The sequence below is a fragment of the Flavobacterium sp. genome (assembly GCF_035456085.1).
Classification (GTDB): Bacteria; Bacteroidota; Bacteroidia; order Flavobacteriales; family Flavobacteriaceae; genus Flavobacterium.
Genome location: NZ_DATIDY010000073.1, coordinates 1 through 12,557, shown reverse-complemented (window position 1 = coordinate 12,557; position 12,557 = coordinate 1). Strand labels below are relative to the sequence as shown.

The window sequence follows — 12,557 nt, the reverse complement described above, 5'->3', positions numbered from 1 at the left end:
TTCATTTGTATTACGTTGTCAATATACGTAAAATCTCGCGAATAATTCCCATCACCATTTATTTTTGGACTTTCATGTTGCATTAATTGTATTACAAACTTAGGAATCACAGCCGCATAAGCTCCGTTTGGATCTTGTTTTCGACCAAAAACATTAAAATATCTCAACCCAATAGTTTGCAAACCGTAAGTTCTACTAAAAATTTCGGCATACAACTCATTTACATATTTGGTAATAGCATAAGGAGAAAGTGGTTTTCCAATGACTTCCTCAACTTTCGGTAGACCTTCAGAATCTCCGTATGTAGAAGAACTAGCTGCATATACAAATCGTTTAACATTGGCGTCTCTCGCTGCAACTAACATATTCAAAAAACCAGAAACATTCACATCATTCGTAGTAATAGGATCATTGATAGACCTGGGAACTGAACCCAACGCTGCCTGGTGCAAAACATAATCAACACCTGATACTGCCTGATGACAAGTCTCTAAATTTCGTATATCACCCTCAATTAAATTGAAATTATCATGATTTATAAAATCCTTCAAATTGTGGCGATATCCAGTAGTAAAATTATCTAAACAAACAACTTTGTAATTTTTAGACAAAAAATATTCACAAAGATTAGACCCAATAAATCCTGCTCCTCCAGTAATTAAGATTGTATTTTTAATATTTTCTGTCATTACATTTTTTTTTTAAATCTAATACTAACTCTTTTTTCTATTGAATATTTTGTCGATAAAGCTTTTTTTCTCCTCAACTTCATGATAGCCATTGGAATAATTACCGTTGCCGTAACCGTAACCATAACCGTAACCACCTCCATATTTAGCTTTATTTTCGAATCCATTCAAAATGATACTTGTATTATTAAGTTCTTCGCGAATAACTCTATTATTTAATAATGTTATCATCTCCTTTTTGGTAAAATTTTGCCTAACTATATATAAAGTAACATCACTATATTGTACCAATTCAAGAGAATCGGCTACTAATCCTACTGGAGGTGTATCTAGTATTATATAATCATATTTAGTTTTGAGCTCTTCGATTAATTCTTTCATTCCATCACTCAAAATCAATTCAGAAGGGTTTGGCGGAATTGGACCGGACAATATTACATCCAAATGAGGTATTGAAGTATGATTTATAATTTCATCCAAACTTTTATCTTTGATCAAATAATTTACCACACCTACAGTATTAGACAAATTAAATTCTTCAAATAATTTTGGTTTCCTTAAATCCAATCCTATAATTACAGTCTTTTTTTCGCTTAAGGCAAATACTGTGGCGATATTAATAGAACAGAATGTTTTTCCTTCTCCACTCACTGACGAAGTTATCATTAGAGTTTTCGCTCCAGCAATATTATTTTTTTTGTATAAAAATTGAAGCGAAGATCGAATAGCCCTAAAAGATTCTGATAATGCAGATTTGGGTTTGTCAAAAACCGCCAATTCACTTTTATCATGATTCATTCCAACGATACCAATCAACGGAATAGAGGTTAACCTATTAATATCATCAGGATTTTGAATCGTATTATTAATAAAAAAGAGAATTGTAATAATCAACAAAGGCAATAGTAGTCCTAAAAATAAAGCCAAAATATAATTCACTCCAGTTTTTGGTCCGATAAGCCCTCCTCCAATATCTTTAGCCGGATCTATAAAATGAATATCTGATAAATTAGCAGCTTTTACAATATCTGCTTCACTTCTTTTTTGCAAAAAGGTATTGTAGATATTGTCATTTAAGTCATATTTTCTTTTGATCTTAATTAGTTCTTGCTGCTCATCGGGCAAGCTTTTAATCTTGCTTTCTGTTTGATTTATTTTACTTTCGATCATTGCCAGATCATATTGTAAAGATGATTTAGCTGTAGTTATGTTTTCTAACAAAACATTCTTAACAGCCTCCATTTGATTATCGAAATCTCTAAATATTTTTTCGCTTTTCACCGCATAAGCCATCTCTGATCTTTGAGTAGAAAGAGCAATTAATTTAGACACATTGACAACAATATTGGGGTCTTCAATTCCGGCTACAGATGGAGCAGGTAATTTTGAATAATCAACACTATTTTTTAAATATGATTTTAATGAATTATAATACGTTATTTTTCTATTAATAGCATCCTTTTCTGTATCGAAATCAAGAATTTTGTCTGAGAATTTGGCTCCGCCTTCACCTTCAACTTCATAGATATTCTTACCTTTTCTAAAAGATTTTAACTCATCACCCGTTTTTTTCAACTGTGATTCCATTGCAATAAGTGTACTATCGATAAAATTTACAGTATTAGTTGCAAATTGATTTTTACCATCAAGTTCCCTTTTTATTAACATCTTTACAGTTGAATTAAGATATTCAACCATTCGAGCCTTGTTGGTGCCTTGCATTGCCAATGTCATTATCGAACTTCCTTTGTCATCAGCACGAACATTAACATTTCTGTAATTTGAAACAGTTCCGTCAAAATCATTAAAACGAACAAAATACTCGTTTCCTTTATATAAACCTGGATTTTCTTTTATTTGTAATTTCCAATTCAAAAAAGGCAATGATACTTGTTCTCCAACTTTATATTTTTTCACAAATTCGCCTTCAACAACTGAGGTATTGGTATAACTATTATCAAAATAATGAATTAATGAAACCGAATTTCCTTCAAAAAGAATCCTTAATTGATACTCATTTTTACTTAAAAATTTAATTCCAATAAGATTACCAGCTAACTGTCCTTGTCTTTTATCAATTTCTATATAAAATGGAACAGCCCCATAAGCATCTTCCAGATTATATTTGCCTTGAACTAAATAATCGATATAAAATTGTAATTTATCTACAACCAATTCATTATGAGAACGGGATTGCAAAGTGGTCATAATAGTTTGAATCTGATCTGATGCTCCTCCCCAATTAAAGACTAGATTAGTACTTGACGTAAAAAGAGGATTTGTTTCTTCTTTGACCGAAATTAAAGTCTCGATACTATAAATCTTTTCTTTACGTACATTAATCTGATAAGCAATAAGCATAGCAATAATTACAGATGCTAAAAACCATTTCCAATAACTTAAAATTTTAAGTAAAAAACCCTTAAAATCAAAACTTGGACCGTTTTCAAAAACTGCAAAATCTTTAATATCTAACATATTATGGGAAATTAATTTTAACCTTTAAATAAAAAATAAGTAGTGGTGAATAATGACAACAATGTGATAATAGTTGTTAAAGATTGTATTCCCGTAGTTCCTGTTCCCCATGTTTTTTGCCTAAGCGGCTTTACATATATATAATCGTTTGGCTGTAAAAAATAGTAAGGCGAATCCATTACATTTATATTAGTCAAGTCCAAATCTTTCATCTCTGTTCCATTTGGAGTCTTCCTAATTATAGTTACAGTTTTTCTATCACCAGTTGTAGTAATATCACCGGCATTAGCTATAGCTTCCATAATAGTTACTTTTTCCTGAAATAATGTTTTCGTTCCTGTACTTCCAACCTCTCCATTTATTGTGTAACGAAAACCGGCCAACTTTACTACGACAAAAATACTTGCATTATCTTTGAAATATTCTTCCAGCAATTGCTTTTCAATTTTAAGGCGCACTTCTTCTAAAGTAAATCCCATAACATTCATTTCTCCTAAAACAGGAATTCTGATATTACCATGATCATCTACAGTAAAACCATTAAAATATAGACCCGATTCGGATTGATCCGATTGGGAACCATCTACTGTTGGGTTAAAAATAGCAACTAATTTGGGATCAGATGCTTTGATAGTAATACTTATTACATCATGAGTTTGTAATCGATAAGGTTTTGATTCGATCATTGATATCGAATTTTCTTTTTCAGAATTTCCTTTTTTCTGGAGATAAACCAAGTCCTTAACTGGTATACAAGATGTGAATAATACACTGATAATTAAAAATATATAGAGTAATTTCTTGTTCATTCGTTTTTATTTAATGCAAATATAGTTTATCACTGTTTAAAAAACCTTATACTTAATAAACAGTTTAATTGGTTTTTAATGATTTTTCAAATGGTACTCTGTGTAATATACTTCTACCCAAAGTAACTTCATCGGCGTATTCTAATTCGTCTCCAACGGCGATTCCTCGGGCGATTGTTGAAACTACAATTGGCAAATCGGCTATTTGTTTGTAAATATAAAAATTGGTTGTATCGCCTTCCATTGTTGAGCTTAACGCAAAAATAATCTCGCTTACTTGTCCTAATTTAGCTTTCTCTACTAATGAATTAATTGTAAGTTGGCTAGGTCCTACTCCATCAATCGGTGAAATTTTACCTCCTAAAACATGATAAATTCCTCGAAATTGCCCAGTGTTTTCTATCGCCATAACATCTCGAATATCCTCAACTACACATATAATTTGATGATTACGATTTGAATTACTACAAATTTCACAAACCTCTCTATCTGAAATGTTATGACAGCTTTTGCAATACTTGATTTCTTCTCGCATTGTAACCAGTGCCTGAGCTAAAAAAGTAGCTTGTTCTTTGGGTTGTTTTAAAATATGTAAAACCAATCGCAAAGCAGTCCTTTTACCAATTCCTGGTAATTGAGACATTTCATTAACAGCCCTTTCTATTAATTTTGAAGAAAATTCCATGATTTACAAAAGTAAATATTTTAACAAATTATATTTATAAACTGCTGTTTTAAAGCAAATTGGCATTTCAATTTTAGAACAATTGTTTGTTATGGCTTATGCCAGATGGTAACAGCATCCTTTTTTACCTTTTTTAGGGATAAGAAGAATATAGACAACCGGAAATAGATGCTAAAAAATTAATATTTATCCAATGTCAACAAAACCAATGTACACGCGATTTCGAACTTGATATTATTTAGTTCTAATAACTGATAAAATTCTGGGTTTTCGGTTCCAGGATTAAATATAACTCGTTTAGGTTTTGCCTCTACGATATAATTATAATAATCTCTTTGACGCGTTGGATTTATATATAATGAAATAGTATCAATATTTTTGATTGGAATAGCTTTAGTATTAATTTTTACACCAGCTACTTCACCAGCATTTTGACCTAATGCTATTACCGAATGACCTCTGGAAACTAGCATTCCTATAGCTTTAAAAGCAGCTCTTTCAGGCTTTGTAGTTGCTCCGATAATTAATGTCTTCTTATTTTTTGTCATCATAAATTTTTATAAAATGCAAAAGTAATCAAAAACCATTTAGTCATAACTAAATAGTTGCTTTTAAACCTTGTATTCTAAGTTTAAATCTTAAATTTTCTAATTACATCAAACCATTAATTTAATAGCTTTTTTTCAATTTGTTCCATTCCTTATTGAAATAACAATAATCTAACTGCTCTTTAAACTTAGTTATAGAGAAAATCGTAATTTTACAAATAAAAATCAAAACTGGATGGATTTATTTATTTACTTATTTGTTGCTTTGTTTTCTGTATTAAATCCAATTGGAACTGTTCCAATTTTTGTCGGCTTAACCCAAAACGATTCAAAGCAAGAATGCTCTAGAATCTCATTATGGACGTCTATAAACGTATTTTTGATTCTTATAATTTCTTTTTTTATTGGAAAATATGTTCTTAGTTTTTTTGGAATTAGCATTGATTCTCTACGAATTGCAGGAGGATTGATCATCGTAAGTTCTGGATTTTCATTACTTTCTGGGCAATTTAACAAAAAGCGCGGTATCAATAAAAAGATAGAACACGATGCCCAAAAACGAAATGACATTGCTCTAACTCCCTTAGCCATTCCGATGCTAGCTGGACCTGGTTCTATTTCATTATTAATAGCTTTTTATCAAGAACATCATAATACGAACGAGCTGATAATTTCGTCATTGGCAATATTGGCAATTGCAATTTCAATTTTTATTATTTTAAGAAGTGCTCATTATTTGGCAAAAATACTCGGAGCATCGGGAATCGTTGCAATATCAAGAATTATAGGTTTTATTGTAGTTGCAATTGGAATTCAATATATTGTAAGTGCACTAATCAATATTATTAAAAGTAATTTTTGACACACTCCAACCAATAAAAAAGTCCAAATCTTTAATATAAACATTTAAGGTTTGGACTTTTATCAATTGATTACTAAACTTTATTCTCTTGGCAAGAAAATCTCGGCCATCATACAACGGGCACTTCCGCCGCCGCAGGCTTCAATTGTATCCAAATTCGAACTCAAAATCGTTACATGTTCTTCTAACTGAGCAATTTGTTTTTTTGTCAAACTTTGATAAGCTGAAGTGCTCATTACTAAATATCTTCTGTCGTCTACTCCTTTTACTTCAAGCATATTTCCGGCAAAATTATTCAACTGCTGTTCAGTAATTAAAATTATATCTTTCTCGTCCCCTCTAAGACTATCCAAAACCATTTTTCGTTCCTTTTTATCATCAATACAATCGGCGCAAATAACGGCAAATGTGTCTCCAATACACATCATAACATTGGTATGATAAATTAATTTTCTCTCATTATTGACAGTTTGAAAAGCTTCAAAAATTACGGGCGTGAATTCAAAATCTTCACAAAATTCGATAAATAATTCCTCATCAGCTCTGGGTGAAAGCGCGCAATATGCCTTACCATTTTCTCTGTCTAATAATAAGCTTCCTGTCCCTTCCAGAAAAAAACCATCTTCTTCTGCAGAAGTATAATCCATTATATTATTGATTATAAACCCTTTTTCTTCTAATATATCCAGAACATCTTCTCGACGTTCTCTACGTCTGTTTTCGGCAAACATAGGATATAGCGCTACATCTCCGTTCTCATGAAATGAAATCCAATTATTTGGAAAAATACTATCAGGTGTATCTGCCTTTTCTATGTCATCTACCACCGTGACATCTACACCTACCGCCCTAAGCTTTTCAACAAAAACATCAAATTCCTGTTGTGCTTTTGCATTTACTGTTGCTGGCAAAAGATCATCTATAACTTTTTGATAATAATTATTTACTGCCGTTTGTTCATTCATACGGAATGCAACTGGGCGAATCATCAAAATGGAGTTTGTTGTTTGCGTCATATTTATGTCATTTATTATTCCAAAATCTATTGTCTAAAGTTAATCAATAAAACTCAAAACATAATGTTAATCTCGTATTAAAGGCAAAGTGGAACATCTTAACAATCCTTCCTGCTTGGCAATTTCGGCATAAGGAATTTCCTCAACAACAAATCCATTAGATCTCAACCAATTATTCAATCTTGTAAAGTTTTTTTCAGAAACCACCACATTAGTATCAATAGAAAACACATTAGAATTCATATTATACATTTCTTCTCTGGTAATATGAAACAAATTTTCTTTTCCAAAAAGATTAATCAAAAACATATAATCAGCTTCTTCTCTGAAACCTCTTTTATAAATTATTCCTTTATCTTTTCCAACAGGTTGAAAGCAACAATCCAAATGCAGTGCATTATCACGCGCTTCAATCCTTGATTTGACTAAATCAAATTCTTTTACTTTTTTATTAGGAAATAATTCTTTTAAAAAATTAACTCCTTTCATATTGGTTCGTGCAGTAATATAGCTCGCATAATCGCTGCCTTTATAGGTTCCGACAAAAATATAATCGTTCCACAGCATTACATCTCCACCTTCAATATGAACTTCTACTGGAGGGCGAATAATTTTTGCTGGATCTATTTGATCAAGTATATATTGAATAGCGTCCAATTCTCTTTCACGATCAGGTAAAATATTTGATTTTATAAAAATATCGTCTATCACAAAACCTATATCTCTAGTAAATATTTGGTTATAATTTTCAATCAATTCGGGACGTAAAACAGTTATATCGTATTTTTTAAAAACAGAATTAAAAGCTTCCATTTCCACTATCATATCACTTTCAATAGGATAAGTATTCGCTAAAATATGTTCTAAAGATTTAGGATCGTATGCTTCTTCAATTTTTGGAATAGGTCCATTACTGACTGCCAAACCTAACACAACAGTCCTTAATCTTGAGGTTTCATTCTTAACATTTAATTCTAACATTGTTATATTTTTTTTACCAAAGATAAAAAAAAAGCTTCACCGCGGAAGTGAAGCTTTAAAATCTATTTTCATGAATTATGATTTAACGTAATCTCTCAAAGGATATCCAGTATATACCTGTCTTGGTCTTCCAATTGGTTCTTTATTTTCTCTCATTTCTTTCCATTGAGCAATCCAACCAGGCAATCTTCCAATTGCAAACAATACTGTAAACATGTCCGTTGGAATTCCTAAAGCTCTATAGATGATCCCAGAATAAAAATCAACATTTGGATATAAATTTCTAGATTTGAAATATTCATCTTCCAAAGCTGCTGCTTCCAGCTTTTTAGCAATATCAAGAATTGGATCATTTACTCCTAAAGTTGAAAGTACTTCATCTGCAGCTTTTTTAATAATTTTAGCTCTAGGATCAAAGTTTTTATAAACTCTATGACCAAATCCCATTAATCTGAATGGATCATTTTTATCTTTTGCTTTCGCTATATATTTATCAGCATCTCCACCATTGGCATTAATTTCTTCTAGCATTTCTAAAACTGCTTGGTTTGCACCTCCATGTAAAGGTCCCCATAATGCCGAAACACCAGCAGATATTGAAGCAAATAGACCAGCATGTGAAGATCCAACCATTCTCACTGTAGAAGTCGAACAGTTTTGTTCGTGGTCTGCATGAAGAATAAATAATTTATCTAAAGCATCGATTATTACAGGGTTAGAGACATATGGTCCAGTTGGCAACTTAAACATTAAGCTCAAAAAATTCTCCACATATCCAATTGTATTATCATAATAATTCAATGGATAACCCATACTTTTTCTATATGTCCATGTAGCAATCACCAAGAATTTTGCGATGGTTTTACAAACTGCATCGTACATATCTTTTTCATTACTTGCATCAACAGACTTTGGATTAAAAGCTGTCAAAGCACTAGTCAAAGCAGACAATACTCCCATTGGATGTGCTGTTCTTGGAAATCCATCCAAGATAATCTTCATTTCTTCACTAACTAAAGTGTGTTTTCTAATGTCTTTTTCAAATTGTTCTAATTTTTCAGATGAAGGCAATTCTCCAAAAATTATCAAATAAGAAACTTCTAAGAAATGTGATTTTTCAGCTAAATCTTCAATTGAATATCCTCTATAACGTAAAATACCGAGTTCTCCATCCAAAAAGGTAATTTCACTTTTACAGGCACCAGAATTTTTATATCCTGGATCAAGTGTAATTACACCAGACATATCTCGTAATTTACTAATATCAATGGCCGCTTCATTTTCACTTCCAATTATAATTGGAAACTCAAATTTGTTACCGTCGATCTCTAATATTGCTATTTTTGACATATTTTTAAATGAAATAAAATTAAATTATAATTAGCCAAATCTAAGGAATTCCACATTAATTTAAAACTAATTAAACAATGAATTTGTTAAATCTTCAATAAAAAAGCCATTCATCATAGATGAATGGCTAATTACAACAAATTCTTTACAATTATTTTATTTTAAAAGCCTTTTTTCCAGGAAAATATGCAGAATTCGCTAATTCCTCTTCTATTCTTAATAATTGATTATATTTTGCCATACGATCTGAACGTGAAGCAGATCCTGTTTTGATTTGACCACAATTCAAAGCTACTGCTAAATCTGCAATCGTATTATCTTCTGTTTCTCCAGAACGGTGAGACATTACTGAAGTGTAACCAGCATTTTTAGCCATATTTACAGCTGCAATTGTTTCTGTCAAAGTCCCAATTTGATTTACTTTAATCAAAATTGAATTTGCAATTCCTTTCTCAATTCCAGTTGACAAACGCTCAACGTTAGTAACAAACAAATCATCTCCAACTAATTGAACTTTATCTCCAATTTTTTCTGTTAATAATTTCCAACCATCCCAGTCATTTTCGTCCATTCCATCTTCGATAGAAATAATTGGATATTTAGTAGCTAATTCAGCCAAATACTCAACTTGTTCTGCTGAAGTTCTGATTTTTCCTGTTGGACCTTCAAACTTAGAGTAATCATATTTACCATCAGCATAAAACTCTGAAGAAGCGCAGTCTAAAGCAACCATAATTTCATCTCCGAAAGAATAACCTGCTTTTTCCACAGCTAATTTGATTGTATCTAAAGCGTCTTCAGTACCACCAGCCAAGTTTGGAGCAAATCCTCCTTCATCACCAACTGCTGTACTCAAACCTCTATCGTGTAATACTTTTTTAAGATTGTGAAAAATCTCAGTTCCCATTTGCATAGCATGTGTAAAAGAAGTTGCTTTTACTGGGAAAATCATAAATTCTTGAAATGCGATTGGCGCATCAGAGTGGGAACCTCCATTGATGATATTCATCATTGGAACTGGCAATGTATTTGCAGAAACACCGCCCACATATCTATATAAAGGCAAACCTAATTCATTAGCAGCAGCTTTTGCAACAGCTAGAGAAACACCTAAAATAGCATTTGCTCCTAAATTAGCTTTATTTGGTGTACCATCTAAATCAATCATAGTTTGATCAATCAAGTTTTGTTCAAAAACTGATGTTCCAACTAGTTCTTCAGCAATTTTAGTATTTACATTTTCAACAGCTTTCAAAACTCCTCTTCCTAAGAAAGAATTTCCACCATCACGTAATTCAACAGCTTCGAATTTACCAGTAGATGCTCCAGAAGGAACAGCTGCTCTACCTAAAACTCCATTTTCTGTTACCACATCTACTTCAATAGTAGGATTTCCTCTTGAATCAAAAATTTGTCTAGCGTGAATTTTTACGATAATACTCATTATTCTTATTTTTTATATTATTAATTTGTATTTTATTCAAAATTAAGCAAAAAAAATCATTACTCTTTATTAACAAACCGTTAATATAATATTATTTATTAACGATAACGTTTTAGTCTTGAGCAGATTTAATGTTTTCAATAAATTGATCAAAAAGATAAGATGAATCATGTGGCCCTGGACTTGCTTCAGGGTGATATTGCACAGAAAAACAATTCTTATTTTTCATTCTCATTCCAGCTACAGTTCCATCATTTAAATGTAAATGTGTAATTTCTAAATCAGGATGATTATCTAACTCTTCTTTGTTTACAGCGAAACCATGATTTTGAGAAGTTATTTCACCTCTGTTCGTAATAATATTTTTTACTGGATGATTAATTCCTCTATGTCCATTGAACATTTTATAAGTGGAAACCCCGTTTGCTAAAGCTATAACTTGGTGACCTAAACAAATTCCGAACAAAGGTTTATTATTTGCAAGTATTTCTTTAGCAAGCTGTATTGCATTTTCCAGCGGATCAGGATCACCAGGTCCGTTTGATAAGAAAAAACCATCAGGATTAAAAGATGCTAAGTCTAAATATGTAGCATTATATGGAAAAACCTTAATATAACAGTCTCTCTTTGCAAGATTACGAAGTATATTCTCTTTTATACCCAAATCCAAAGCTGCTATTTTGTAAGTTGCATTTTCATCCCCATAAAAATATGGTTCTAAAGTTGAAACTTTAGAAGCCAACTCTAAACCTTTCATATCTGGGACTTCTGCCAAAAGTGTTTTTAATTCTTCAATCGGAGTATCATCAGTACAAATAACCGCATTCATAGCTCCATTATCTCTAATATAACTTACTAGCGCTCGAGTATCAACATCAGAAATGCATATTAGATTTTGTTTAGTAAAATATTCTTCTAAACTTCCTGATGAATCAGTTCTTGAATAATTAAAACTAAAATTTTTACAAACCAGTCCTGCAATCTTAATACTGTTAGACTCTACTTCTTTGTCATTGACCCCATAGTTACCAATATGAGCATTAGTAGCAACCATTATTTGACCAAAGTAAGAAGGATCAGTAAAAATTTCCTGGTATCCTGTCATTCCTGTATTAAAACAAACCTCACCAAAGGTTTTCCCAGTAATTCCAATAGACTTACCATGGAAAACAGTTCCGTCACTTAATAAAAGAATAGCGCTTTTTCGTGTTGTATATTTCATATGTAATTTAATATTATGCAAATTTAAATTTTTAAAACAGTGGACGCAATGTTTTTAATGAATAATTAATTGTATTTAAAACCACAATCAACAGACTAACAAAAAGACATTAAATTGTTTAAAAAAAAAAGCATTCAAAATGCTCTGTTTAAAACTGTACAAAGTTTATTTTCAAAAAAAAAGGATAAACTATAAATAGCTTATCCTTTATTATTATTGAATGATTATTTTCATAATTATTCGGCTGCATCAGTAGTTGGTTCAGCTTCAGCAGCTGGAGCTTCAGTAGCTTCTTCTGCTTTTTTAGCTTTTCCGCCTCGACGGCTTTTTGCTTTTTTAACTTCTTTTTTACCTCCGTTGTAAAGTTCATTGAAATCTACTAATTCGATCATTGCCATATCAGCATTATCTCCTAAACGATTTCCAACTTTAATGATACGAGTGTATCCACCTGGACGGTCACCTACTTTAGC

Annotated in this window: 12 protein-coding genes; 1 reads left to right on the top strand and 11 read right to left on the bottom strand. The window is 31.4% G+C overall.

The window, feature by feature from the left end:
• The 5 genes from VLC96_RS05670 to VLC96_RS05650 form a co-directional block, all read right to left on the bottom strand.
• Nucleotides 1-689, bottom strand: a 689-nt coding sequence (locus tag VLC96_RS05670) for an NAD-dependent epimerase/dehydratase family protein (RefSeq protein WP_325261225.1), incomplete at its 3' end; no start/stop codon positions are given.
• 24 nt (nucleotides 690-713) lie between these two features.
• Nucleotides 714-3,167 (bottom strand): polysaccharide biosynthesis tyrosine autokinase, encoded by a 2,454-nt coding sequence (locus tag VLC96_RS05665; protein WP_325261223.1) that lies wholly within the window; start codon nucleotides 3,165-3,167, stop codon nucleotides 714-716.
• 17 nt (nucleotides 3,168-3,184) lie between these two features.
• The gene (locus tag VLC96_RS05660) at nucleotides 3,185-3,976 is read right to left on the bottom strand and encodes a polysaccharide biosynthesis/export family protein (protein ID WP_325261221.1); all 792 of its coding nucleotides are present in this window, start codon (nucleotides 3,974-3,976) and stop codon (nucleotides 3,185-3,187) included.
• A gap of 64 nt (nucleotides 3,977-4,040) precedes the next feature.
• Complete coding sequence (gene recR / locus VLC96_RS05655) at nucleotides 4,041-4,661, bottom strand: recombination mediator RecR (RefSeq protein WP_325261220.1); 621 nt, start codon at nucleotides 4,659-4,661, stop codon at nucleotides 4,041-4,043.
• A gap of 179 nt (nucleotides 4,662-4,840) precedes the next feature.
• Complete coding sequence (locus VLC96_RS05650) at nucleotides 4,841-5,209, bottom strand: CoA-binding protein (RefSeq protein WP_325261227.1); 369 nt, start codon at nucleotides 5,207-5,209, stop codon at nucleotides 4,841-4,843.
• A gap of 235 nt (nucleotides 5,210-5,444) precedes the next feature.
• Between VLC96_RS05650 and VLC96_RS05645 the strand changes: the two genes are divergently transcribed.
• Nucleotides 5,445-6,071, top strand: coding sequence for a MarC family NAAT transporter (locus tag VLC96_RS05645; protein ID WP_325261219.1), 627 nt, complete (start codon nucleotides 5,445-5,447; stop codon nucleotides 6,069-6,071).
• Nucleotides 6,072-6,151: 80 nt separating this feature from the next.
• Here VLC96_RS05645 and ctlX read toward each other — a convergent pair whose 3' ends face one another.
• The 6 genes from ctlX to VLC96_RS05615 form a co-directional block, all read right to left on the bottom strand.
• Nucleotides 6,152-7,087: a citrulline utilization hydrolase CtlX gene (gene ctlX / locus VLC96_RS05640; RefSeq protein WP_325261215.1), complete on the bottom strand. Its 936-nt coding sequence runs from the start codon at nucleotides 7,085-7,087 to the stop codon at nucleotides 6,152-6,154.
• A 66-nt stretch (nucleotides 7,088-7,153) separates the two neighbouring features.
• Nucleotides 7,154-8,068 (bottom strand): dimethylarginine dimethylaminohydrolase family protein, encoded by a 915-nt coding sequence (locus VLC96_RS05635; RefSeq protein ID WP_325261213.1) that lies wholly within the window; start codon nucleotides 8,066-8,068, stop codon nucleotides 7,154-7,156.
• A gap of 75 nt (nucleotides 8,069-8,143) precedes the next feature.
• Nucleotides 8,144-9,418, bottom strand: coding sequence for a citrate synthase (locus tag VLC96_RS05630; protein WP_325261211.1), 1,275 nt, complete (start codon nucleotides 9,416-9,418; stop codon nucleotides 8,144-8,146).
• A gap of 151 nt (nucleotides 9,419-9,569) precedes the next feature.
• Nucleotides 9,570-10,862, bottom strand: coding sequence for a phosphopyruvate hydratase (gene eno / locus VLC96_RS05625; protein WP_325261210.1), 1,293 nt, complete (start codon nucleotides 10,860-10,862; stop codon nucleotides 9,570-9,572).
• 112 nt (nucleotides 10,863-10,974) lie between these two features.
• Nucleotides 10,975-12,084, bottom strand: a complete 1,110-nt coding sequence (gene carA, locus VLC96_RS05620) for a glutamine-hydrolyzing carbamoyl-phosphate synthase small subunit (protein ID WP_325261209.1) — start codon at nucleotides 12,082-12,084, stop codon at nucleotides 10,975-10,977.
• Between the two features lie 236 nt (nucleotides 12,085-12,320).
• The coding region (locus tag VLC96_RS05615; RefSeq protein WP_325261208.1) for a L17 family ribosomal protein at nucleotides 12,321-12,557 on the bottom strand (237 nt) is incomplete at its 5' end.